Origin of the sequence: Streptomyces sp. NBC_00582 (assembly GCF_036345155.1) — a bacterium.
Classification (GTDB): domain Bacteria; phylum Actinomycetota; class Actinomycetes; order Streptomycetales; family Streptomycetaceae; genus Streptomyces.
On sequence record NZ_CP107772.1, the window covers coordinates 9,471,119 to 9,494,066 of the forward strand.

Genomic DNA, 22,948 nt, shown 5'->3' on the forward strand with positions numbered 1-22,948 from the left:
GCTGTGCGGTTATGTTGGGCTCCGAACGCCGCCACAGTGTGTGCACGTTCCCAAATGATCGATAAAACGGGAGACATCCATGCCGGAGACCACCCCCAAGGGCCTCACCAGGCTCGCCTTCGGTGGGGACTACAACCCCGAGCAGTGGCCGGAAAGCGTCTGGCAGGAGGACGTCCGGCTGATGCGGGAGGCCGGCGTCACCATGGTGAGTATCGGGATCTTCTCCTGGGCCCTGCTGGAGCCCTCGCCGGGGGAGTACGACTTCGGCTGGCTGGACCGGATCATCGGCCTGCTCCACGACAACGGCATCCGCGTCGACCTCGGCACCCCCACCGTCGTCCCGCCGGTGTGGTTCTACCGCGCCCACCCCGAGGCCCTGCCCGTGACCGCCGAGGGCACCCGCCTGGAGTTCGGCTCCCGCGGCGCCATCTGCCACAGCAACGCCGACTACCGCGCGGCCGCCGCGACCATCACCACCCGGCTCGCCGAGCGCTACGGCGACCACCCGGCCCTCGCGATGTGGCACGTCCACAACGAGTACGGCGTCCCCGTCTCGGCCTGCTACTGCGCCTCCTGCGCCGCACACTTCCGCCGCTGGCTCGCGACGACGTACGGCACGGTCGAGGCGGTGAACGCGGCCTGGGGCACCGCCTTCTGGGGCCAGCGCTACGCGAGCCTCGAGGACGTCAACCCGCCGCGCGCCACCCCCACCGTCGGCAATCCGGGCCAGGCCCTCGACTACAAGCGCTTCGCCGACGCCACCATGCGCGAGAACTTCGTGGCGGAGCGGGACATCCTGCACCGCCTCGCACCGGACGTCCCGGTCACCACCAACTTCATGACGGCCCTCAGCCAGTGCGACTCCGTCGACTACTGGGCCTGGGGCCGCGAGGTCGACATCGTCACCAACGACCACTACCTCATCACCGACGGCCGCCGCACCCACGTCAACCTGGCGATGGCCGCCGACCTCACCCGCTCCGTCGCGGGCGGCGCCCCCTGGATCCTGCTCGAACACTCGACCTCGGGCATCAACTGGCAGCCCCGCAACCCCGCCAAGGCGCCCGGCCAGATGGCCCGCAACTCCCTCGGCCATGTCGCCCGCGGCTCCGAGGGCGCGATGTTCTTCCAGTGGCGGCAGTCCCGGCGCGGCGCCGAGAAGTTCCACTCGGCGATGGTCCCGCACGGCGGCACCGACACCCGTGTGTGGCGCGAGGTCGTCGAGCTCGGCGCGTCCCTCGACTCCCTGGCCACCATCCGGGGCACCCGCACCGAGGCCGATGTGGCGGTGCTGTGGGACTGGCACTCCTGGTGGGCGCAGAACCTGGCCTGGCGCCCCAGCGAGGACCACGACGCCCGCGAGCGCGCCGACGCCTTCTACGAGGCGCTCTACGACCGTCACCTCACCGTCGACTTCGCCCACCCCGAGGCCGACCTGTCGGCGTACCCCCTGGTCGTGGTGCCCGCCCTGTACCTGATGACGGAGGCGGCCGGGAACAACCTCACGGAGTACGTCGAGAACGGCGGCACCCTCGTCGTGTCGTACTTCTCGGGCATCGTCGACGAGCACGACGCCGTCCACGAGGGCGCCTACCCGGGCGTGCTGCGCGACGTCCTCGGCCTGACCGTCGAGGAGTTCTCCCCGCTCCTCGCCGACCAGGGCGTACGGCTGACCGGCCCCGACGGCTGCGAACTCGGCGGCGACGTGTGGAGCGAGTTCGTCGTGCCGCGCGGCGCCGAGACCGTCTGGACGTACGCCGACGGCCTCACCGCAGGACACCCGGCCGTCACCCGGCACCGCCTCGGCGAGGGCACCGCCTGGTACGTCTCCACCCGCCTCGGCCACGAGGGCCTGGACGCCGTGCTCGGCCGGGCCGCCGAGGACGCGCGCCTCGACCCGCGTGCCGACCTGCCCCATGACGTCGAGGTCGTCCGCCGCTCGGGGGAGACCGGCAGCTACGTCTTCGCGATCAACCACACCGCCACCGACGCCAAGGTGCCGCTGGAGGCCGCCGGCACCGAGCTGCTCACGGGCGAACGCGCCGCCGGCCGCCTCGCGGTCCCGGCGGGAGCCGTACGGGTCGTCCGACTCGACGGCTGAGCCGACTCCCCCTCCGCCCGTGGAGCCGCGAGCCGCGGGCGGAGGGGGTCTCTCCCTCGTACGAGGGATCCCACCCATACGTCGAAGGGACGACGGACGACGATGTTCCATCCCAGACGCACCCTCAGAGCCCTGCTCCTGCCGCTCGTCGCGGGGCTCGCCCTCATCTCCCTGCCCGCGCAGACCGCCCAGGCGGCGAGCACGCTCACCAACGGCGGTTTCGAGTCCGACGGCACCGGCACCGCCACCCCCACGGGCTGGTCCACCTACTCGGCCGCGGGGCAGAACGCCGCCTCCTTCACCGAGTCCGGCGGCCACGGCGGCAGCTACCGCCTCACCCACTGGGCGTCCACCGCCTACAAGGTGGAGACGTACCAGTACCTCTCCGGGCTGACCAACGGGAACCACACCCTCACCGCCTGGGTCCGCTCCGGCGGCGGCCAGAACTCCGCCTACCTGGCCCTGAAGAACTGCGGCAGCGCGGAACAGCGCACCGATCTGCCGGTGTCCACCAGCAGCTGGGTCCGGATCGTCACGTCGATCAACGTGACGAACAACCAGTGCACGATCAGCATCAACAGTGACGCGAAAGCGGGCAACTGGATCAATGTGGACGACCTGACCTTCACGTCCGGATCAACAGGCCTTGCCATCAAGGGATCCGACATCTCCTCCCTCGCCAAGAGCGAGGCCCTCGGCGGCGTCTACAAGACCAGCTCCGGCACCACCGGCGACGCGGTCACCATCCTGAAGAACGCCGGCATGAACTACGCGCGCCTGAAGGTCTGGGTGAACCCCGCCGACGGCTACAACAACAAGACGCGCGTCCTGGCCATGGCCAAGCGGATCAAGGCCGCCGGCATGAAACTGCTGGTCGACTTCCACTACTCGGACACCTGGGCCGACCCCGGCAAGCAGACCAAGCCCGCCGCCTGGTCGGGCCACTCCTACAGCCAGCTCAAGACGGACGTCTACAACCACACGTACGACGTACTCAACGCGCTCAAGTCCCAGGGCACCACGGCCGACATGGTCCAGGTCGGCAACGAGATCAACGGCGGCATGCTGTGGAGCGAGGGTTCCACGGACAACTGGTCGCAACTCGCCGGGCTGATCAACTCCGGCTACAGCGCCGTCAAGGCGGTCTCCTCCGGCACCCAGGTCGCCCTGCACCTCGCCAACGCCGGTGACGACGCCACCGTCCGCTGGTGGTTCGACAACGCCAAGACGTACGGCATCACCTACGACGTGATCGGCCTGTCGTACTACGGCTACTGGCACGGCTCCCTGGCCGCCGCCCAGACCACCCTGGACGACGTGGCCTCGCGCTACTCCAAGCCGGTGTTCATCGCCGAGACGGCCTACCCCTTCCGGCTCGACAGCGAGGACTCGCTCACCAACCAGATCGACACCACCGGTGAACTGGTCACCGGCTACCCGGCCACCGCGGCCGGTCAGCTCGCCTGGATGAACGCGGTCGCGAACATCGTGGAGGCCGTCCCGAACGGGCGCGGGCTCGGCGTCTTCTACTGGGAGGCGACCTGGACCGCCGTCACCGGCAACGGCTGGGACCCGACCGACGCCACCTCGGGCAACGGCTGGGAAAACCAGGCCCTGTTCGGCTACGACGACAAGGCCCTGTCCTCGACGGCGTGGTTCAGCCACCGCTGACGACCCGACCCGGTGAACCGGGGGCCCGGCCGCGACCGCGCGGCCGGGCCCCCGGCGGTGTTTCCGGTGGTGAACGCGAACGCCCTTTCGTGGCAAGGGTGTTCGATCCCGGCCAAGGCTTCCGGAGTGCGGGACACGGTGGCCCCGACTGCGGAAGAGTGGGACGACACGGCACGAGGAGGCCCGGACAAAGGGGGACGACGATGCTGAGGACTCCCGGTGGCGAGAGGCGACTGGACATCCTGGAGTGGCTGAAGGATCCGGCCCGCCACTTCCCGCCCCAGCGGCACGCGGATCTCGTCGAGGACGGCGTCACCGCGGACGCGATCGCGGCGAAACTCGGCGTGCGCCGCCGGGTCGCCGACACCCATCTCGCCCTGCTCACCGACCTCGGCCTGCTGCGCGCCACCCGCGTCAAGCGGCGCCTCCACTACCGGCGCGACGAGATGCGCATCGCCGAGGTGGCCCGCATGTTCGAGAAGGGCTGGTGACGGGCCACCCGGAAAGGACGTCCGAGCACCTGCGAGGATGGCCGCCTCCGCCAGGAAGGACGGACCCGCCATGCACCAGCCCCGCACGGCCCTCGTTCCGCTCAGGTACCTCACCCTCCCCGGACACGGCCCCGAGGACGTCGTGGCCGACCCCGGAGGACGAGTGCTGACCGGGGTGGCCGACGGACGCATCCTGCGGATCGACGGTCTGGACGACCCGTCCACGGCCCGCGTCGCATGCGTCGGCGAGATCGAGGGCCGCCCCCTCGGCCTCGAACTCCTCCCCGACGGCGACCTGTTGGTGTGCGACGCCGAGGGCGCCCTGCTGCGCCTCGACCCCGAGGGCGGCCCCGGCACCGTCCGTGTCCTGACCGAGTCGGCGGCGGGGGAGCCGCTGCGCTTCTGCAGCAACGTCGTCGCCCTGCCGGACGGCACGGTCTACTTCACGGTCTCCAACCGGGTCCACCCGTTGCGCGACTGGATGGGCGACATCGTCGAACACACCGGCACGGGACGGCTGTTGCGCCTCGCACCGGGCGCCCGCGAGGCCGAGGTCGTCCTGGACGGGCTCCAGTTCGCCAACGGGATCGCCCGCGGCGCCGACGACGCGTTCCTGGTCGTCGCCGAGACCGGCGCCCGCCGCCTCACCCGCTTCCACCTCACCGGCCCCCGCGCGGGAGCGGCCGAACCCTTCGTCGAGAACCTGCCCGGCTTCCCCGACAACCTCTGGCGCGCCCCCGACGGCCCGGTCTGGGTCGCCCTGGCCGGCCCGCGCGTCCCCCCGCTCGACCTCCTCCACCGTGCCGGCCCCGCCGTACGCCGTCGCGCCGCCCGAGCGGCCCTGCGGGCGCCGTACCGCCCCTCGGGCACGGCCGGGGTCCTCGCGGTCGACGACCACGGCCGGACCGTCGCCCACCTCACCCGCCGCCGCTCCGGCTACCGCATGGTCACCAGCGTCTGCGAGACCGGCGGCCGCCTCGTCCTGGGCAGCCTCTGGGAGCCCGGCATCGCCATCTGCGAGGCACCCGCGGTCATGTAGGCGAGACGGCGTCCTCGACCGACCGGGACGGCGATACGCTGGTGCGACATGTCAGCTCCCGAGGCCGAGAGCCTCCGCACCAGCACCTCGCGCGGGACCACCGGAACCGGTCAGCTCCCGGTGATCGCCGTGGTGGCCGTCGGCGGCGGGATCGGCGCCGCCGCCCGCTACGCCGCAGCGCTGGCCTGGCCGATGCCCACCGGCGGCTTCCCCTGGACGACCTTCTGGGTGAACGCCGCCGGCTGCGCGGTCATCGGTGTCTTCCTGGTGCTGATCACCGAGGTGCTGACCGTGCACCGGCTGGTGCGCCCCTTCTTCGGCACCGGCGTCCTCGGCGGCTTCACCACCTTCTCGACGTACGCCGTCGACATCCAGCGGCTTCTCGACGCGGGCCGCCCCGGCACCGCGTTCGCCTACCTCGCCGCGACCCTGTGCGCCGCGCTCGGCGGGGTGTGGGCCGCGGCCACCACGACACGCCGTCTCCTCGGCCGGAGGCCGCGATGACCCGACTCAGCGGCAACGCCCTGCGCCTGACCGTCCTCGTCGGCGAGAACGACACCTGGCACCACAGACCCCTGTACGCGGAGATCGTCCATCGCGCCCACGCGGCCGGTCTCGCCGGAGCCAGCGTCTTCCACGGCATCGAGGGTTTCGGCGCGTCCTCCGTGGTCCACACCTCCCGGCTGCTCTCGCTCAGCGAGGACCTGCCGGTCGCGGTCGTGATCGTGGACGCCGAGGAGCGCGTGCACGCCTTCCTGCCGCACCTCGAAGAGCTGGTCACGGACGGTCTGGTCGTCCTCGACGAGTGCCATGTCGTCCGGTTCGAGGGCCGCGACCGGAATCAGGGCGAACCGGACACGAAGGGTAAGAAGTCGTTGTGAACTGGCTGGTGGTCGTCGCGGGCGGCATGATCGGCGCGCCCGCGCGCTATCTCACCGACCGCGCGGTGCAGTCCCGGCACGACTCGGTGTTCCCCTGGGGCACGTTCGTCGTCAACGTGACCGGCTCCCTGATCCTCGGCACCCTCACCGGCGCCGCCGCCCTCGGCCCCGACCTGCGGTTGTTCCTGGGCACGGGTTTCTGCGGGGCGCTCACCACGTACTCGACGTTCTCGTACGAGTCGCTCCGGCTGACGGAGACCGGCGCGGGCCTCTACGCTGCCGCCAATGTCCTCGGGAGCCTCCTGGCGGGCCTCGGGGCCGCGTTCGCCGGCGTCGCGATAGGCCAGGCGGTGTGGCCCTAGCCGGTCCACCACCACCCGGCTGCCGGTAATCGCCTGGTAGGACTGTCCCTCGCCGTAGTCGACCCACCCAGAACTGGATTCCATGAGCGCCATCTCCATCGGCCAAGCCGTCGTCCTCGGAGCTGTCGAGGGAGTGACCGAGTTCCTCCCCGTCTCCTCCACCGGCCATCTGAAGATCACCGAGGGCCTGATGCACATCCCGGTCGACGACGACGCGGTCGTCGGGTTCTCCGCGGTGATCCAGGTCGGGGCGATCGCCGCGGTGCTGGTGTACTTCCGCAAGGACATCGTGCGGATCGTGTCGGCCTGGTTCCGGGGTCTGCGCCACCGTGAGGAGCGCGTCCACCACGACTACAGGTTCGCCTGGTGGGTGATCTACGCGACGATCCCGATCGTCGTGGTCGGTCTCGCCGCCAAACCGCTGATCGAGGGGCCGCTGGCCTCCCTGTGGGTGGTCGCGGGCTCGCTGATCGCCGGCAGCGGTGTGATGTGGGCGGCCGACCAGATGGGCCGGCACAAGCGCGGCGAGGACGACACCTCGTTCAAGGACGCGATGCTCGTGGGCAGCTCCCAGATCCTCGCACTGCTCTTCCCGGGCTTCTCCCGCTCCGGTGCCACCATGTCCACCGCGCTCATCCTCGACCTGGACCGCGTCGCCGCGACCCGGCTCTCCTTCTTCCTCGGCATCCCCGCCCTGACCGGCGCGGGCCTGTACGAGCTGAAGGACGCGCTCGGCACCGGCGCGGGCGCCGCCCCGCTGGCCGTGGGCACCGTCGTCTCGTTCGTCGTGGCGTACGCCTCCATCGCCTGGCTGCTGAAGTTCGTCGCCAAGCACTCCTTCAACGCCTTCGTGATCTACCGGATCGTCATCGGCGTCCTGCTGTTCGGCCTGCTGGGCACCGGTGTGCTGAGCGGTTGATCTCCCGCGCGGTCGACCGCCCACGGGCGGGAAGTCCCCATGCGGACTTCCCGCCCGTTGAATTTTTGGTTTCACCGCCCTTGACACCACCCGTACGTGAACCGGAACATCTCTCCCGTGAACCTGTCAGACAGCCAGACAGGTGGTTCGGCACCGCGGCGCGTCAGCGCGATGGAAGCGGTTCTCGGCCACCTCCGTGGCGCCATCGAGCGCGGCGAGTACGCCATCGGCGACAAGCTCCCCTCCGAGGCGGAGCTCTGCCGCACCCTCGAGGTGTCCCGGCCCGTGCTGCGGGAGGCCCTGCGCGCCCTGCAGACCATGGGCCTGACGGTCGCCAAGACCGGCAAGGGCACCTTCGTGATCGCGAACACCGTCGAGGACCCCACCTTCGGCGACTACGCGGCCAGCGACCTGCTGGAGGTGCGCCGCCACGTCGAGATCCCGGTCGCCGGATACGCGGCACGGCGCCGCAGCCCGGAGAACCTGGACCACCTGGCCCATCTGCTCGACCGCATGGAACGGGAGACGGACACCACCGCGTGGGTCGCGATGGACACCCTCTTCCACCTGGCCGTCGCCGAAGCCGCCCAGAACCCGGTCTTCCGCCGGGTCATCGAGGAGATCCGGGACGCACTGGCGCGTCAGTCGGCCTTCCTCAACGAGCTGGGCGGCCGGCGCGAGCAGTCCAACCGCGAGCACCGGGCCATCGTGGAAGCGCTGATCGACGGTTCCGAGCACGACGCCGTGGAGGCGATGAGCCATCACCTCGACCGCGTCGAGACGACCCTCACCGACATCGTGCGCTCCCCTGGCACGAGCACCCCCCTGGAAGGCGGACCCGAGGCGTGAGCGAACAGCACCTCAAAGACGAGACGCGCCCCTCGTCCGGTCACATCGACGCCGGAGACCACGGCTACAGCAAGTCGCTGAAGCACCGGCACGTCAACATGATCGCCATCGGCGGTGCCATCGGCACCGGACTCTTCCTCGGCGCGGGCGGCAGGCTCGCCGACGCCGGGCCCTCCCTCTTCGTCGCGTACGCCGTCTGCGGCGTCTTCGCGTTCCTCGTCGTGCGCGCCCTCGGCGAGCTCGTCCTGTACCGCCCGTCCTCCGGCGCCTTCGTGTCCTACGCCCGGGAGTTCCTCGGCGAGAAGGGCGCGTACACGGCCGGCTGGATGTACTTCCTGAACTGGGCCACCACCGGGATCGCCGACATCACCGCGGTGGCCACCTACACCCACTACTGGGGCATGTTCTCCGACATCCCCCAGTGGGTGATCGCCCTGATCGCCCTGGCCGTGGTCCTGGCCGTGAACCTGATATCCGTGAAGATCTTCGGCGAACTGGAGTTCTGGTTCGCCATCGTCAAGGTCAGCGCCCTGGTGATCTTCATGTGCATCGGCATCTTCCTGCTGGTCACCCAGCACCCGGTGGACGGCACCACCCCCGGCCCCTCCCTGATCACCGACAACGGCGGCGTCTTCCCCAACGGCCTGCTGCCCATGCTGCTGATCATCCAGGGCGTCGTCTTCGCCTACGCCTCCGTCGAGCTCGTCGGCGTCGCCGCCGGTGAGACCGAGAACCCCGAGAAGATCATGCCGAAGGCGATCAACTCGATCATGTGGCGCGTGGGCCTGTTCTACGTCGGCTCGGTCGTCCTGCTGTCGATGCTGCTCCCGTGGAACAAGTACACGGCCGGCGAGAGCCCCTTCGTCACCGTGCTGTCCAACATCGGCGTCCCGGCGGCCGGCGGGGTGATGAACCTGGTCGTCCTCACGGCGGCCATGTCCTCCCTCAACTCCGGCCTCTACTCCACCGGCCGCATCCTGCGCTCCATGGCCGTCAACGGCTCCGCCCCCCGGTTCACCGCGAAGATGAGCCGCACCCAGGTCCCCTACGGCGGCATCCTGCTCACCAGCGGTATGTGTGTCCTGGGCGTCGGCCTCAACTTCGTGGTCCCGGCGGACGCCTTCGAGATCGTCCTGAACTTCGCGGCGATCGGCATCCTCTCCACCTGGGGCATGATCATGATCTGTCACCTCCTCTTCTGGCAGAAGACCCAGAAGGGCGAGCTGACCCGCCCGGGCTACCAGCTCCCGGGCTCCCCCTGGACCGAGCTCGTGACCCTGTTCTTCCTCGCCTCGGTCCTGGTCCTCATGTACGCCGACGGCGGCGCCGGACGCACCACCGTGCTGTGCCTGCCGCTGATCGTCGGAGCACTCGTCGCCGGCTGGTACGCCATCCGCCGCAACCTCCGGCGCACCTCCGCCAAGGCCGACGCGTGAACCCGGCGCCGGCCCTCGACGACCCCCAAGTGATCAGGCAGTGATGTACAGCAGCGCGCTCGCGGACGCCCCCGTGATCCGTGAACCCCTCCACGCGCCCGTCGCCCACCTCGTCAGAGGCGGAGTGACCGAGGGCGTCCACCACGGCTCCGTCGTCGTCCTCGGCACGGGCGGTGACGTCGACCTCCAGCTCGGCGACATCGAGGCCGCCTTCTACCCGCGGTCCGCGCTCAAGCCCGTCCAGGCCGTGGCGATGCTGCGGGCCGGGCTGCCGCTCGACGGCGAGCTGCTCTCGCTCGCCGCCGCCAGCCACTCCGGCGAGGAACGCCACCTCGCCGGGACCCGGCGGATCCTCGAGCTGGCCGGTGTCACGGAGGACCATTTGCGCAACGTCACGGACATGCCGTACGACCCGGCGGTCCGCGACACCTGGATACGCGAGGGCCGCGCGCCCTCCCGTCTCGCGCAGAACTGCTCCGGCAAGCACGCCGCCATGCTGTACACCTGCAAGCTCAACGGCTGGTCCCTCGACGGCTACCTCGATCCGGAGCACCCGCTCCAGCAGGCGATCGCGGAGATCGTCGAGGACCTCACCGGACAGCGGATCGCACGGGTCACCGTCGACGGGTGCGGCGCCCCGCTCTTCTCCGTCTCCCTGCACGGCCTCGCCCGGGCCGCCGCCCGCATCACCACCGCGGCGCCCGGCACCCCCGAGGCCCGGGTCGCGGACGCCATGCGCGACCACGCCGAGATGGCCTCCGGCGCCGACCGGGACGTGGCCGCCCTGATGCGGGCCGTCCCCGGACTGCTCGCCAAGGACGGCTTCGAGGGCGTGGAGGTCGCCGCCCTCCCGGACGGCCGCGCCGTCGCCGTCAAGATCTCCGACGGCGCGAACCGGGCCCGGATCCCGGTCACGGCGGCCGCCCTCGCCCGCGCGGGCGTCGACCCCGCCCTCCTCAAGGCATTCGAGGGCGAGGACCTGCTCGGCGGCGGCGTACCGGTCGGCTCGGTCCGCCCGGTACGGGCCCTGGACCCGGTGACCGTGCGCGCCTGCGCCTGACGACTCCGGTGGCCACCGAGTGTGCGCGGTGGCCACCGGCGGAACGGCCGGTCCCGGTTGCCCTGCGGCCGCACGGTCGCACGGCTGGCGGTTCCACGGCGCCGGCCTCCGAGCCCCTCGGCGCCCGGCCTCGTGAGACCGGGTCCCGAACGGCCGGTCGCATCCCCGCAGCCGGCCCCCGAACCGCCGGTCCGGTCACCACCGGCCCGGTGTTCCGGCCGGCTCGGGCGGACACACCCCGTTCCGCCCGAGCCGGCCCCCCCTCGACGTCGCCCGCTCCCCCACCCTCACCGCCTCAGAAAGAGGACCCGTACCTCATGACCGCCGCCACCCGCAGCGAACACGACCTCCTCGGAGACCGGGACGTCCCCGCCGACGCGTACTGGGGTGTCCACACCCTGCGCGCCACCGAGAACTTCCCCATCACCGGCACCACCCTCTCCGCCTACCCGCACCTCGTCGACGCGCTCGCCGCCGTCAAGGAGGCAGCCGCCCTCGCCAACGAGGAACTCGGCCTGCTGGCGCCCGACAAGGCCGCCGCGATCGTCGCCGCCTGCCGAGAGATCCGCGCGGGCGGGCTGCACGACCAGTTCGTCGTCGACGTCATCCAGGGCGGCGCCGGCACCTCGACCAACATGAACGCCAACGAGGTCGTGGCGAACCGCGCCCTGGAGCTGATGGGTCACGAGAAGGGGCAGTACCAGTACCTGCACCCCAACGAGGACGTCAACCTCGGCCAGTCCACCAACGACGTCTACCCGACCGCCGTCAAGATAGCGACGGTCTTCGCGGTGCGTGGACTGCTCAAGGCGATGGCCGTACTGCAGGACTCCTTCGGCCGCAAGGCCGTCGAGTTCCGCGATGTGCTCAAGATGGGCCGTACACAGTTGCAGGACGCGGTCCCCATGACGCTCGGTCAGGAGTTCTCCGCGTACGCCGTCATGATCGACGAGGACCGCAACCGTCTCGACGAGGCCGTCCAGTTGATCCATGAGATCAACCTCGGCGCCACGGCCATCGGCACCGGCCTCAACGCCCCCGCCGGATACGCCGAGTCCGCCCGCCGCCACCTCGCCGAGATCACCGGCCTGCCCCTGGTCACCGCCGCCAACCTGGTCGAGGCCACCCAGGACTGCGGCGCGTTCGTCCAGATGTCCGGCGTGCTGAAGCGGATCGCGGTCAAGCTGAGCAAGAGCTGCAACGACCTGCGTCTGCTGTCCTCCGGTCCGCGCGCGGGCCTCGGCGAGATCAACCTCCCGCCCGTGCAGGCCGGATCGTCCATCATGCCCGGCAAGGTCAACCCGGTGATCCCCGAGGTCGTCAACCAGGTCGCCTTCGAGGTGATCGGCAACGACGTCACCATCACCATGGCCGCCGAGGCCGGACAGCTCCAGCTCAACGCCTTCGAGCCGATCATCCTGCACTCGCTGTCGGAGAGCATCACGCATCTGCGGGCCGCCTGCCTCACCCTCGCCGAGCGCTGTGTCGACGGCATCACCGCCAACACCGAGACCCTGCGCGCGACCGTCGAGAACTCCATCGGCCTGGTCACCGCCCTCAACCCGCACATCGGGTACACCGCGGCCACCGACATCGCCAAGGAGGCCCTCGTCACCGGCCGGGGTGTCGCCGAACTCGTCCTGGAGAAGGGCCTGCTGCCCGCCGAGCGACTCGCCGACCTGCTGCGCCCCGAGGTCCTGGCCGGCAGCGGCGCCCCCCTGGTGTGACCCCTTCCTGAGCTGCGGTGACGCACCAGGACCGGCCCGGAGGCACAATGGTGATCATGACAACGACGTCGTCCCTCGCCTTCCAGCCGGTCCTGGAGCGCATCGCCGAGGAGATGGAGCACACCCCCGGCCGCGGCCGGCCCGCCGACTACATCCCGGCGCTCGCGGCCCGCGATCCGCGCGACTTCGGCATGGCCGTCGCCGAGCTCGACGGCACGGTGTACGGCGTGGGGGACTGGCGCGAGCCGTTCTCCACACAGTCCATCACCAAGGTCTTCACCCTCGCCCTCGACCTGGCCCGCGAGGGCGACGAACTCTGGGAGCACGTGGGCCGCGAGCCCTCCGGCAACCCCTTCAACTCCCTGGTCCAGCTGGAGTACGAGCACGGCATCCCGCGCAACCCCTTCATCAACGCGGGCGCCCTCGTCGTCACCGACCGCCTCCAGACCCGTACCGGAGACGCGGCCGGGGAACTCCTCGCCTTCCTGCGCGCCGAGAGCGGCAACCCCGCGCTCGCCTTCGACGCGGAGGTCGCCGCGTCCGAGTCCGCGCACGGTGACCGCAACGCCGCGCTCGCCCACTTCATGGCGTCGTACGGCAACATCGACAACCCGGTACCGGACCTCCTCGACCAGTACTTCCGCCAGTGCTCGCTCACCGCGTCCTGTGCCGACCTGGCCCTCGCCACCACCTTCCTCGCCCGGCACGGCATCCGCGCCGACGGCACCCGTCTGCTGACCCGCAGCCAGGCCAAGCAGGTCAACGCGGTGATGCTGACCTGCGGCACCTACGACGCGGCCGGTGACTTCGCCTACCGCGTGGGGCTGCCCGGCAAGAGCGGGGTCGGCGGCGGGATCATCGCCGTCGTCCCCGGCCGCTGCACCCTGTGCGTATGGAGCCCCGGTCTCGACGAACACGGCAACTCGGTGGCCGGCGTGGCGGCCCTGGACCGCTTCACCACCCTCACCGGCCTGTCGGTCTTCTGACACCCTGCCGGCCCCGGCGGCCCCGCCGCCGCAATTCGGTTGAGGGCGAGCCGGTCACCCGCGAAGACCTGGGAGTCCCCGGGCGGGGAGACGTCCCCGGTGCGCTGCGGCATCTGGGGCACACCGGGGAGGGTCTGCCCCAGGACGAGGAGGACGTCGACCCGGCCACCGACCGTCCGCCTCCGCTCATACGGCGGTCACGCACAGGCCGCCGCTCGGCAGGGGGAACGTTGCTTTCCGGCCACCCCGCGTTGACACCCTGACCGAGTGTTGGCCATGGGTTTCCCCGTCGATCTCCGTAGTTGCCAGGTTCTCGGTCTGGCCGGTACGGCCTGTCTCGCGCTGGGCGGCGAGAGCGCCGGCGCGCTGCCCGCGCGGGAACTCCTGGCACCGTCCTCCGTGCACGCCGCACTCGGTCTGGTCGGCGTGTACTTCGGGCTGGTGCTGCTCACCGCGGCCTGGGTCCTCCTCGGCCGGCTCGTCCGCGGCGCCGACCCGCCGACCCCGCGCGCCCTCGTGCTCGTCCTCGCGGTGTGGGCCGCGCCGCTGGTCGTCGGACCGCCCCTGTTCAGCCGGGACGTCTACAGCTACCTCGCGCAGGGGGCCATGGTGGACGCGCACATCGACGTCTACGCCCACGGCCCGGCGCGGCTCGGCGGCCCGCTCGCCGCCGAGGTCGCCCCGCTGTGGCGGCACACCGGAGCCCCGTACGGCCCGGTCTTCATGGCGGTCGCCTCCGCGCTGTACGGCCTCACCCACGGCGAACTGCCCGCAGGGCTCATCGGCATGCGGCTGGTCGCGCTGTGCGGGGTGGCGTCGATGGCGGCCGCGCTGCCCCGGATCGCCCGGCACAGCGGCGCCGACCCGGCCGCCGCGCTGTGGCTGGGTGTCCTCAACCCGCTGGTGCTGCTGCACCTGGTGGCGGGCGCCCACAACGACGCCGTCATGCTGGGCCTGCTCGGGACCGGACTGGTCGCCGCCCTCGCCCGCCGCCCGGTCCCCGCGGCAGTCCTCGTCACGCTCGCCGCCCTGGTCAAGGCCCCCGCGATCCTCGGTCTCGCCGCGGTCGTGCTGCTGGCCGTGCGCGCGGGACGGCATCCCGTGCGGGCCGTCCTGACCACGCTCGCCGCCTGCGCCGCCACCACGGTCGCCGCGACCGCCCTCGCGGGCACCGGATACGGCTGGATAGCCGCCCTGAACACCCCGGTGTCGCCGCAGAACTGGGCCCTCACCAGCCTCCTCGGCCGCGCCACCGGCGCCCTCCTCGAACACCTCGGCAGCGACCTCGCCCCGCTCGCCGTCCCCGCCTGGCACGTGATCGGTCTCGCGGTCACCGCCATGGCCCTGGTCGCCATATGGTGGCGGCTGCGTCCCCGCCCGGTGTACGCGCTCGGGCTCAGCCTCGCCACGGTGGCCGCGTTCGGCCCGGCGATCCGTCCCTGGTACGCGCTGTGGGGCCTGTTCCTCATCGCCGCCGCGGCCCCCAGCACCTCCGTACGCCACCGTACGGCGGCGGTGGCCGGGGTCCTCGCCCTGGCCGTGCTGCCCGACGGCGGGCCCGCCGACGGCGGCCGGTTGCTCCTCGCGCTCTGCGGCGGCGCGCTCGCCGTCGTCGTCCTGTGGCAGGCCCACCTCGCGGCACAGGGGCCGGCCGCTCTGGGACGTACGGCATGAGAGCACCCGCCACGGACCGTGGCAGCCTGCTGCTGCTCGGCTGCCTCGTCGCGGCCGTCACCCTCTTCACCGCCATGGTCCCGCTGCTGCGCGACTGGTTCGACCTGCGCGTCTACTACGGCACCGTCAACACCTGGATGCACCACGGCGGCCGTGTCTACGACTACCGGGTGCCGGGTACGCCGTACGGCTTCACCTATCCGCCGTTCGCGGCCGTGACCATGCTGCCGATGGCGCTGGTCGGTCTGCGGACCGCGATCGTGGCCGCCCTGCTGCTCAACCTGGCGGCGCTCGCGGCCGTCGTCCGCGCGCTGGCGGGGCCGGGCTGGCGGCGGCACGGCTGGTACGGCGTGATCCTCGGCGCCTGTGTCCTCGCGCTGTTCGAACCGCTGCGGGACACCTTCAGCTTCGGACAGGTCAACCTGCTCCTGCTGGCCCTCGTCCTGGCCGACGCCCGGCTGTTGGCGAGCGGCCGGGGGCGCTGGGCCGGCGTCGGGATCGGGCTCGCGGCAGCCGTGAAGCTCACCCCGGCCGTCTTCATCGGGCTGCTGCTCCTCGCCCGCCGCCGACGCGCGGCCGCCGTCGCGACGGCCGTCGCGCTCGCCGCCACGGCGTGCGCGGCGCTGGTCGCCCCGGACGCGTCCCGGTTCTACTGGACCGAGGCGCTGTGGGACACCAGCCGCGTGGGCCGGCTCGGCTATGTCTCGAACCAGTCGCTCCAGGGGGTGCTGGCCCGGCTCGGCGTGGAGAGCAGGGCCGTGTGGGCGGTGCTGGTCGTGGTGGTGCTGTGCGTGTGGGCGCGGCGGGCCCGGCAGGCCGTGACCGCCGGTGACTGGCAGGCGGCCTTCGCCCTCACGGGGGCCACCGCCTGCCTGGTCAGCCCGGTCACCTGGGTGCACCATCTGGTGTGGCTGCTGCCGTCCTTCGCCGTCCTGCTCCGTACGGGGCACGCGCGTGTGGCGGGTGCCCTGTACGCGGTGCTGTGCACCAGCGTGGTGTGGCTCTGGTTCGACGACGCGTCCGGCGTCGACGGCTTCCTCGGCAGCAACACCTACACCTGGGTCACCCTGGGCCTGCTGCTGTTCCTGCCGGTCGGTCATCTCCGCGCGGAGCGCCGCCCCACGAGCCACAGCGCCAGCGCGACGGCGGACCCGCCCAGTACGGCGGCTCCCGCGATCGCCGCCGCCTGCGACCAGCCCGGACGTCCCTCGACGGCGGCCACGGGGACGGCCGCCGAGTGTGCCGCGGACCGCGCCACCGGGTCGGCCACCGGCCCGGCGGCGGGCCTGGGCCGGGCGCGCAGCGCGTCCAGCGACCCGACCGGTTCGACCCGCCCCTCGGCGGCGAACCCCCAGTCGAGCAGCTCGCGCGCCTCCTCGTAGACGGCGTACCCGCCGCCCTGCCGGGGGTTCATCACCGTCACGAGGAGGGTGCGTCCGTCCCTGCGGGCGGCGGCGACCAGGGTGTTGCCGGCGTTGGTCGTGTAGCCGTTCTTGACCCCGATGAGCCCCGGGTACGGCTCGACGCCGTCGTGCCCGGTCAGCAGCCGGTTGGTGTTGGCGATGCCGTACGACCCTCCCGCCCGGCCCGGGAAGGTCGCCTCCGCCAGGCCGCAGTACCGCGAGAAGTCCGCCCTGCGCAGCCCGGCCCTGCCGAACACCGCCAGGTCGTACGCCGACGACACCTGACCGGGTGTGTCGTATCCGTCGGGCGAGCGGACGTGGGTGTCCAGCGCGCCCAGCGCCCGCGCCTTCTCCTGCATCCGCGCGGTCGTCGCCCGCCAGCCGCCGCTGAGGGCGGCCAGGACGTGCACGGCGTCGTTGCCGGAGTTGAGGAACACCCCCCGCCACAGATCGGCGACCGAGTACGTCTGCCCCTCGGCGACCCCGACGAGACTGCTGCCCGGCCCGATGTCCGCGAGCTCCTCCTCGGACACCTCGTGCCGGACGCCCGCCGGCAGGACCGGCAGCACGGTGAGGGCGAACAGGGTCTTCAGCGTGCTGGCGGGCGGCAGTCTGCGGTGCGCGTTCGCCGCGGCGAGCACCTCGCCGCTGTCCGCGTCGGCCACCAGCCAGGACAGCGCCGAGAGGTCCGGTACCTCGGGGGCCGCGCGGTCGGGTCTGACCTGCGTCCCCGGACGGAAGAGGAGCGACGGCTTCGGGGTGTGCGCCCGGGACGGCGCCCCGGCCTGCGGGGCTCCGGGCGGGGCGGCGACCGCGCTGGACCCGAGGGCCAGGGCACCTGCCGCACAGAAGACACCGGCCGACAGTCCGACCCGAGAAGGGAATCCGATCTTCATATGATCAACGTAGGAATCGGTGGGGCGTTCCTCGTGCTGCCCGTGCCGTAGGCCGGTCGGCGAGCACCCGGATGCCGCACGCCTCAGCGGTCCGAGGGCAGGGTCGGCTGGATCCGATGCAGGAAGGTCGCGTTGTCCGGGGTCTCGCGCAGTCGCTCCAGGAGGGTCTCCAGGTTCGCCTGCCCGTCGCGGGTCTGCAGCGCCCGGCGCAGTCCGCGTGTCGCGGTCAACTCGGCGGGGGAGAGGAGGAGTTCCTCGCGGCGGGTGCCGGAGGCGTTGACGTCGACGGCGGGGAAGAGGCGGCGTGCGGCCGGCTCGCGGTCGAGCCGCAGCTCCATGTTGCCGGTGCTCTTCAGCTCCTCGAAGTAGAAGTCGTCGGCGCGAGAGCCCGTTTCGACCAGGGCGGTGGCGAGGATGGTGAGCGAGCCGCCCTCCTCGGCGGTCCGCGCGGCGCCGAAGAACCGCTTGGGGCCGATCAGCGCGGTCGCGTCGACGCCGCCGCTGAGGGTACGGCCCCCGGCGGCGGCCGCGTTGTTGTGCGCCCGGCACAGCCGGGTCAGGGAGTCGAGGAGGATCACGACGTCCTCGCCCGCCTCGACGAGCCGCTTGGCGCGTTCGACGACGAGTTCGGCGAGGGCGATGTGCTGCCGGGGCGCCCGGTCGAAGGTGGAGGCGTACACCTCGCCGCGCACCGAACGGCGCATGTCGGTGACTTCCTCGGGGCGTTCGTCGAGCAGCAGCACCATCAGCCGGGCCTCGGGGTGGTTGCCGGTGACGGCGGCGGCGAGCTGCTGGAGCAGCACGGTCTTGCCCGTCTTGGGCGGCGCGACGATCAGCCCGCGCTGGCCCTTGCCGACGGGCGCGATGAGGTCGGTGAGCCGTCCGGCCAGTCCGGCGGCCGGGTGTTCGAGGCGGAGCCGCTGATGGGGGTGGAGGGGAGTGAGGTCACGGAAGTGCCGGCGGCCGCTCAGGGCCTCGGGCGTACGGCCGTTGACGCGCGCCACCTCGGTCAGGGCGCGCTGACCGCCGCGCACCCCTTCGACGAGGTCGCCCTTGCGCAGTCCATGACGGCGGATCAGGACGGGCGGGACCTGGAGGTCGGCGGGCGTGGGCAGGCAGTCGGCGGCGCGCAGGTGCCCCTTCCCGCTCGCGTCGATGTCGAGGACACCGGCGGCGATCCGGGCCGGGGGCTGCTCCACAGGGGGGTGTTCGAGTGTGGTGGTCATGGTGGTGGGTCCTTTCACGGACGGACGGCATGTGACATGCGAAGAGGGGGTGGGGCCGCGAGGCGAGGGCGCACGGCGCACCTCGGGCGGCGGGAAGCAGCACCTCGGGCACGGCGGAGGGGGTCCGCTGCCGAGAGGGTGCGGGAAGGCCACTGCGCCGGCCGACGGAAGCGGCGGGCGAGTCAGCGAACTGAAGGAAGATCAGTACCGGGCCCGGAACGGGACTTACACAGGTACTGATCGCACTGTACCACAGGGTTGCGCCGGGTGGGCTGGGGCCTGTCGTTCGGATCAGGTCGCAGGGAAGGAACGGGACTGCTCGGCGCCGGCGTCTGCGGCGTGATCCGAACGACGGGCCCTAGCGCAGACGCCCCAGCACATCGGGGGAGAGGCGCTCGGCGAGCTGTTCGAGCAGGGCGATCGTGTCCGCGATCCGCTCGGGGTCGTCCGTCCCCAGGGCGGCCGCGAGGGCGGAGTCGACGGGGGTCGCGGCCACCTCGGCGCGGCGGCCCGAGACCCCGGGGTTGCGGCGGAGCAGGGTGCGGCGGCGGTCGGCCGGGTCCGGTGCCGTCACCACCGAGCCGGCCTCCTTCAGCCGCGCCACGCACCCGGACACCGCGCTCTGCGGGAGCCCCGTGCGGGCCGCGATCTCGCCGACGGTGGTGTCGGAGTGCGTGTAGACGTCGAGCAGCACGATCAGCATGGAGTGGGTGCCGGTGGACCGGAGGCCGACGCCCTCGGTGGGGATGGCCTCCTCGCCGATCTTCATCAGCGTGCCGAGCTGGACGAGATGCGGGCCGTGTTCGAGCGCGACGGCTGGATCGCCGGGGTGCGGCGGATCGGCGAGCTGCTCGGCATCGACCCCGCCCGGCAGGAGACCGAGCCCGGCGCCCGGCCGGCCCCGCTCGACGCCTCGCGCGAGGCGAACTTCGACTTCTTCATCCGCCACGACGCCCTCACCGTGCGGGACGCCGATCTGACCCCCGCCGAGCTCGACGCGCTGGGGGCGGGCCCCGTCCGTGTGGTCCCCGCCGCCGGACACACCACTCCCCGCACCGTCTTCGACTACCGCTGCGCCGAGGAGCTGGCCGCCGGACTCGGCGTCGGTCCGACCCACTTCCCCGGCGGCCACAACGGCAACATCACCCACCCGCGGGGCTTCGCGCGGACCCTGCGCGCCGTGCTCTGACACCGCGGCGCGGGCGTCCCCCGCATACCAGCCAGACGAACCCGGCCTCTCCGAGGTTTACGGCAGATGTCCCTAGAGCGTAACGATCCAGCACGTCAAGGGCCTTGACTGCCAACCGACCCTTATCTTCACGTCATGTCCACGCCGCCTGAGCCTCCGCAGCAGCACCAACCGCCGTCCGACGCTCCGGCCCAGCCGAGCGCGTACCCCTACCCGAGCCCGCAGTCGCCGGGCCCCGGCGGCCCCCTGGGATTCCCGCCGGCCGCGCCCGCGACCCAGGCGGGCCAGCAGCAGATCTACGCCCAGCCGACCCTGGTCGGCGTACCCGCACAGCCCGGCCAGCCCGGTCAGCCGCCCCAGCCCCAGCCGGGCAACCCCTACGTCCAGCAGGGCCCGTACCCGGTCGTCGGACCGCCGCCCGGCGGCGGGGGCGGCGGCGCGGGAAGAGCCGTCCTGTGGGCCGCCCTCGGCGCGCTGGTGGCCTCCGCCGCCTGGGCGGCCGGCGTCTTCCTGATCGCCGCGGGCGACAAGGCGGACCTCGCCGGGTACACGGCGCCGGCGAACCTGTGCAACGCCCTCGACTACTCGTCCTTCAAGGAGGAGTACCCCGACAACGACGGCACCCCGACCCGCAACCGGCTCGAGGACGACGCCCTCGACGAGGGCCTGTGCAGCATCAACCTGAAGAAGACCACGTCGACGTACGCGGACGCGTACCTCTACGCCCAGCTCGACCTGCACAAGAAGACCGACCCCGAACCGGAGTTCACGGCCACCTGGAAGAACTACGGCGACAGCCACACCGGGTACGACGTGGAGACCGTCACCGGCATCGGCGACGAGGCCTATCTCGTCAGTGACGACACCACCTCCGGCTCGTCGAGCGGCTCGCTCTACGCGACGCTCGCCGTACGGGACGGCTGGGTGACGTACACGATGACCTACAGCGCCTACTACTCCTCGTACGACGACGACAAGGACCCGCCGACCCTCGACGAGGTCTCGGACATGCTGAAGACGGACACGAGGACGACCCTGGCGGACCTCAAGGACTGAGGTCCGCCACTGTTCGCCCGGTCCTGACGGCACGGTGGCCGGCACCCCCCGCCGCGTCAGCGGTCGGCCACCGGCGCGTCCAGCGCGTTCGTGATCGCCTACACCCCGCCGTGCGCCGCGTACCCGCCGTCCACGGTGATCTCCGCGCGTCAGCTTCAGCCCGCTGCCGCCCTCCACCGACAGCGCGCCCCAGGTCTCCGAGAACACCGTGGAGTCGAGGTAGGTGGCCCGGCTGTTCCTGCCGATGAGGTTGGTGGCGCGGACGTTGCCGTCCAGGCCCAGCATCCACGGCACGGACTGCATGTACGGGGTCTCGACGGGGTGCCGTAGCCATACGCCCCGGTGTTTCCGACATGGCTGTTGATCGCGCCATCGGCGACGCCACCGTCCGCGTCCTCGGCTCCCGCTTCGACGTCGGCAGCTACGCCACGATCATCGCGGGCCCCGCGGCCGTCGTGCACTACGGCGACAGCACCCGGGACGCCGTCGCCGCGCTCAACACCGAGCTGGAACTCGGTCTGTCGCCGGCCGAGTTGAAGGCCCTGCCGGTGCGCAACACGGTCGTGAACCCGGGCCACTTCGGCTACATGTTCTTCGGCGCGGGTACCCTCACCCTCGACGGCGGCACGGTCGTCAGCTCCGAGCGCGCCACCTTCCTCGACAAGGGCCAGCAGACCGCCATCACGGTCGACGGCTCGAAGGGCGCCCGCCTCAACCCGGCCGACGGGGTCATCCTGCAGATGATCGAGCCGGACGACCCGGGCCCGGTCAACGTCAACGGCAAGATGATCCCTGAGCCTCGCCGCCGACGCGGCAGTGAAGGCGCCGCGCGGCAAGGCGGTGACGCTGACCGTGGACGGCACGGTCACCGCGATCACCCCGGGCAGCAGGTGCGCTCACCCTCACGGTCGCCTGACCCGGGGGACCCCGACCGTCAGGAGGCGGAGGCCGACCGGGCCTCCGCCTCCTTCACGATGTCGTCGAACCGCGCCCCCATCGCCGCCGCGAGCGCCTGCGCACCCGACAACGGCCGCACCATGACGGTCAGTTCGTCGATCAGCCCCTCCTCGTTCAGATGGATGAAGTCACAGCCGCCGAGCTGCTTGTCGCCCACCCGCGCCGTGAACACCAGCGCATGGTCGCGCCCCTCGTCCCCGGCGAGCTCACGCTCGTAGCGGAAGTCCTCGAAGACCTGCGACACCGCGCGCAGGATCGCCGCGGTGATCGCCCTGCCCGGGTACGGCTTGAAGACGACCGGGCTGGTGAACACCACGTCCTCGGCCAGCAGCGCCTCGACGGCCCCGAGATCGCCGGCCTCGACCGCCTCACGGAACGCGCGCATCGGATCACTCCATCCAGATAGTCAATTTGTTGAGTAGGTGCGGACGACAATAATCACCTCCTGTTACCGTGTCCACATGTCCCTCAAGTACGCCGTCCTGGCCTCCCTCCTGGAAGGCGAGGCCTCGGGCTACGAGCTGGCCAAGCTCTTCGACGCCTCCTTCGCGAACTTCTGGTCCTCGACCCCCCAGCAGCTCTACCGGGAGCTGGAGCGGCTCGCGCAGGACGGCCTGATCGAGGCGCGGGTGGTGCAGCAGGAGCGCCGCCCCAACAAGCGGATGTTCACCCTCACCGAGGCAGGCCGCGCGGACCTGGACGCCTTCGCCGCCACCGCGCCCCGCAGACCCACCGCGATCCGCGACGAACTCCTCATCAAGATCCAGGCGGTGGACGGCGTCGACCCGGCGGCGGGCCTCGCGCTGATCGAGGAGCGCCTCGGCTGGGCCCGGGCCAAACTGGCCCGCTACCGCCGCGTCCGGGAACGGATGCTCGCCGGGCGCACCGAGGACGCGTACCTCGCGGGGACCGACCGGATCGGGCCGTACCTCACCCTGATGGCCGGGATCGGCTTCGAGGAGGAGAACATCCGCTGGTGCGAGCGCGCGACGGTGCTCATCGGGCGCCGGGCCGCCGTAGGCTGA

At 71.9% G+C, this 22,948-nt stretch carries 21 protein-coding genes and 1 pseudogene; 18 read left to right on the forward strand and 4 right to left on the reverse strand.

Features of this window, described 5'->3' with window-relative positions:
• Window positions 1-79 precede the first annotated feature (79 nt).
• The 15 genes from OG852_RS42855 (at window position 80) to OG852_RS42925 (ending at window position 16,578) form a co-directional block, all read left to right on the forward strand.
• Window positions 80-2,101: a beta-galactosidase gene (locus OG852_RS42855; RefSeq protein WP_330350704.1), complete on the forward strand. Its 2,022-nt coding sequence runs from the start codon at window positions 80-82 to the stop codon at window positions 2,099-2,101.
• A 102-nt stretch (window positions 2,102-2,203) separates the two neighbouring features.
• A complete protein-coding gene (locus OG852_RS42860) occupies window positions 2,204-3,772 on the forward strand; it encodes a glycoside hydrolase family 53 protein (protein ID WP_330350705.1) in 1,569 nt (522 codons plus the stop codon).
• A 203-nt stretch (window positions 3,773-3,975) separates the two neighbouring features.
• Complete coding sequence (locus OG852_RS42865; protein ID WP_133913147.1) at window positions 3,976-4,263, forward strand: helix-turn-helix domain-containing protein; 288 nt, start codon at window positions 3,976-3,978, stop codon at window positions 4,261-4,263.
• Between the two features lie 70 nt (window positions 4,264-4,333).
• Window positions 4,334-5,302 carry an SMP-30/gluconolactonase/LRE family protein gene (locus OG852_RS42870; RefSeq protein ID WP_330350706.1) on the forward strand — a complete coding sequence of 323 codons (969 nt, stop codon included), beginning with the start codon at window positions 4,334-4,336 and terminating at the stop codon, window positions 5,300-5,302.
• Between the two features lie 48 nt (window positions 5,303-5,350).
• Window positions 5,351-5,806 (forward strand): fluoride efflux transporter FluC, encoded by a 456-nt coding sequence (locus tag OG852_RS42875; RefSeq protein WP_133913149.1) that lies wholly within the window; start codon window positions 5,351-5,353, stop codon window positions 5,804-5,806.
• Window positions 5,803-6,183, forward strand: coding sequence for a DUF190 domain-containing protein (locus tag OG852_RS42880; RefSeq protein ID WP_133913150.1), 381 nt, complete (start codon window positions 5,803-5,805; stop codon window positions 6,181-6,183). Before OG852_RS42875 ends, OG852_RS42880 begins: the two co-directional genes overlap by 4 nt.
• Complete coding sequence (crcB, locus tag OG852_RS42885) at window positions 6,180-6,545, forward strand: fluoride efflux transporter CrcB (RefSeq protein ID WP_330350707.1); 366 nt, start codon at window positions 6,180-6,182, stop codon at window positions 6,543-6,545. The genes OG852_RS42880 and crcB overlap by 4 nt, the downstream gene beginning before the upstream one ends.
• 82 nt (window positions 6,546-6,627) lie before the next feature.
• A complete protein-coding gene (locus OG852_RS42890; RefSeq protein ID WP_133913152.1) occupies window positions 6,628-7,464 on the forward strand; it encodes an undecaprenyl-diphosphate phosphatase in 837 nt (278 codons plus the stop codon).
• Window positions 7,465-7,635: 171 nt separating this feature from the next.
• Window positions 7,636-8,313 (forward strand): FadR/GntR family transcriptional regulator, encoded by a 678-nt coding sequence (locus OG852_RS42895; protein WP_133913291.1) that lies wholly within the window; start codon window positions 7,636-7,638, stop codon window positions 8,311-8,313.
• Window positions 8,310-9,749 (forward strand): amino acid permease, encoded by a 1,440-nt coding sequence (locus OG852_RS42900; RefSeq protein ID WP_133913153.1) that lies wholly within the window; start codon window positions 8,310-8,312, stop codon window positions 9,747-9,749. Before OG852_RS42895 ends, OG852_RS42900 begins: the two co-directional genes overlap by 4 nt.
• 43 nt (window positions 9,750-9,792) lie before the next feature.
• Window positions 9,793-10,809, forward strand: a complete 1,017-nt coding sequence (locus tag OG852_RS42905; RefSeq protein WP_133913154.1) for an asparaginase — start codon at window positions 9,793-9,795, stop codon at window positions 10,807-10,809.
• Between the two features lie 317 nt (window positions 10,810-11,126).
• Window positions 11,127-12,536, forward strand: a complete 1,410-nt coding sequence (aspA, locus tag OG852_RS42910) for an aspartate ammonia-lyase (RefSeq protein ID WP_330350708.1) — start codon at window positions 11,127-11,129, stop codon at window positions 12,534-12,536.
• Window positions 12,537-12,583: 47 nt separating this feature from the next.
• The gene (locus tag OG852_RS42915; RefSeq protein WP_133913156.1) at window positions 12,584-13,522 is read left to right on the forward strand and encodes a glutaminase; all 939 of its coding nucleotides are present in this window, start codon (window positions 12,584-12,586) and stop codon (window positions 13,520-13,522) included.
• A gap of 276 nt (window positions 13,523-13,798) precedes the next feature.
• Complete coding sequence (gene mptB, locus OG852_RS42920; protein ID WP_330351601.1) at window positions 13,799-15,196, forward strand: polyprenol phosphomannose-dependent alpha 1,6 mannosyltransferase MptB; 1,398 nt, start codon at window positions 13,799-13,801, stop codon at window positions 15,194-15,196.
• A complete protein-coding gene (locus OG852_RS42925) occupies window positions 15,193-16,578 on the forward strand; it encodes a glycosyltransferase 87 family protein (protein ID WP_330350709.1) in 1,386 nt (461 codons plus the stop codon). Before mptB ends, OG852_RS42925 begins: the two co-directional genes overlap by 4 nt.
• 83 nt (window positions 16,579-16,661) lie before the next feature.
• On the opposite strand, the pseudogene OG852_RS42930 reads toward OG852_RS42925, so the two are convergent.
• From OG852_RS42930 to OG852_RS42940, 3 genes and pseudogenes are all read right to left on the reverse strand, one after another.
• Window positions 16,662-17,495, reverse strand: a pseudogene (locus tag OG852_RS42930) (D-alanyl-D-alanine carboxypeptidase family protein); the annotation flags it as partial.
• Between the two features lie 83 nt (window positions 17,496-17,578).
• Complete coding sequence (gene rho, locus OG852_RS42935) at window positions 17,579-18,721, reverse strand: transcription termination factor Rho (protein ID WP_330350710.1); 1,143 nt, start codon at window positions 18,719-18,721, stop codon at window positions 17,579-17,581.
• A gap of 358 nt (window positions 18,722-19,079) precedes the next feature.
• The gene (locus OG852_RS42940; RefSeq protein ID WP_330350711.1) at window positions 19,080-19,490 is read right to left on the reverse strand and encodes a MarR family winged helix-turn-helix transcriptional regulator; all 411 of its coding nucleotides are present in this window, start codon (window positions 19,488-19,490) and stop codon (window positions 19,080-19,082) included.
• A gap of 30 nt (window positions 19,491-19,520) precedes the next feature.
• Here OG852_RS42940 and OG852_RS42945 point away from each other — a divergent pair, with 30 nt between their 5' ends.
• Both OG852_RS42945 and OG852_RS42950 read left to right on the forward strand, forming a co-directional pair.
• Entirely contained in the window at window positions 19,521-19,910 is a 390-nt protein-coding gene (locus OG852_RS42945; RefSeq protein ID WP_330350712.1) for a hypothetical protein, read from the forward strand.
• Between the two features lie 135 nt (window positions 19,911-20,045).
• Window positions 20,046-20,966, forward strand: a complete 921-nt coding sequence (locus tag OG852_RS42950) for a hypothetical protein (RefSeq protein WP_208117177.1) — start codon at window positions 20,046-20,048, stop codon at window positions 20,964-20,966.
• Between the two features lie 934 nt (window positions 20,967-21,900).
• Here OG852_RS42950 and OG852_RS42955 read toward each other — a convergent pair.
• Window positions 21,901-22,308 carry a nuclear transport factor 2 family protein gene (locus tag OG852_RS42955; RefSeq protein WP_133913178.1) on the reverse strand — a complete coding sequence of 136 codons (408 nt, stop codon included), beginning with the start codon at window positions 22,306-22,308 and terminating at the stop codon, window positions 21,901-21,903.
• A 76-nt stretch (window positions 22,309-22,384) separates the two neighbouring features.
• On the opposite strand from OG852_RS42955, the gene OG852_RS42960 reads away from it, so the two are divergent.
• Window positions 22,385-22,948 (forward strand): PadR family transcriptional regulator, encoded by a 564-nt coding sequence (locus OG852_RS42960; protein ID WP_330350713.1) that lies wholly within the window; start codon window positions 22,385-22,387, stop codon window positions 22,946-22,948.

Excerpts from the sequence above, each read along its gene's own strand:
- OG852_RS42915 (WP_133913156.1), top strand. The coding sequence starts at position 12,584 with ATGGTGATCATGACAACGACGTCGTCCCTCGCCTTCCAGCCGGTCCTG.
- OG852_RS42895 (WP_133913291.1), top strand. The coding sequence starts at position 7,636 with ATGGAAGCGGTTCTCGGCCACCTCCGTGGCGCCATCGAGCGCGGCGAG.
- OG852_RS42940 (WP_330350711.1), bottom strand. The coding sequence starts at position 19,490 with ATGAAGATCGGCGAGGAGGCCATCCCCACCGAGGGCGTCGGCCTCCGG.
- OG852_RS42955 (WP_133913178.1), bottom strand. The coding sequence starts at position 22,308 with ATGCGCGCGTTCCGTGAGGCGGTCGAGGCCGGCGATCTCGGGGCCGTC.
- OG852_RS42870 (WP_330350706.1), top strand. The coding sequence starts at position 4,334 with ATGCACCAGCCCCGCACGGCCCTCGTTCCGCTCAGGTACCTCACCCTC.
- OG852_RS42890 (WP_133913152.1), top strand. The coding sequence starts at position 6,628 with ATGAGCGCCATCTCCATCGGCCAAGCCGTCGTCCTCGGAGCTGTCGAG.
- OG852_RS42925 (WP_330350709.1), top strand. The coding sequence starts at position 15,193 with ATGAGAGCACCCGCCACGGACCGTGGCAGCCTGCTGCTGCTCGGCTGC.
- OG852_RS42860 (WP_330350705.1), top strand. The coding sequence starts at position 2,204 with ATGTTCCATCCCAGACGCACCCTCAGAGCCCTGCTCCTGCCGCTCGTC.
- OG852_RS42950 (WP_208117177.1), top strand. The coding sequence starts at position 20,046 with ATGTCCACGCCGCCTGAGCCTCCGCAGCAGCACCAACCGCCGTCCGAC.
- OG852_RS42865 (WP_133913147.1), top strand. The coding sequence starts at position 3,976 with ATGCTGAGGACTCCCGGTGGCGAGAGGCGACTGGACATCCTGGAGTGG.
- OG852_RS42855 (WP_330350704.1), top strand. The coding sequence starts at position 80 with ATGCCGGAGACCACCCCCAAGGGCCTCACCAGGCTCGCCTTCGGTGGG.
- aspA (WP_330350708.1), top strand. The coding sequence starts at position 11,127 with ATGACCGCCGCCACCCGCAGCGAACACGACCTCCTCGGAGACCGGGAC.
- rho (WP_330350710.1), bottom strand. The coding sequence starts at position 18,721 with ATGACCACCACACTCGAACACCCCCCTGTGGAGCAGCCCCCGGCCCGG.
- OG852_RS42875 (WP_133913149.1), top strand. The coding sequence starts at position 5,351 with ATGTCAGCTCCCGAGGCCGAGAGCCTCCGCACCAGCACCTCGCGCGGG.
- OG852_RS42880 (WP_133913150.1), top strand. The coding sequence starts at position 5,803 with ATGACCCGACTCAGCGGCAACGCCCTGCGCCTGACCGTCCTCGTCGGC.
- OG852_RS42905 (WP_133913154.1), top strand. The coding sequence starts at position 9,793 with ATGTACAGCAGCGCGCTCGCGGACGCCCCCGTGATCCGTGAACCCCTC.
- mptB (WP_330351601.1), top strand. The coding sequence starts at position 13,799 with ATGGGTTTCCCCGTCGATCTCCGTAGTTGCCAGGTTCTCGGTCTGGCC.
- OG852_RS42960 (WP_330350713.1), top strand. The coding sequence starts at position 22,385 with ATGTCCCTCAAGTACGCCGTCCTGGCCTCCCTCCTGGAAGGCGAGGCC.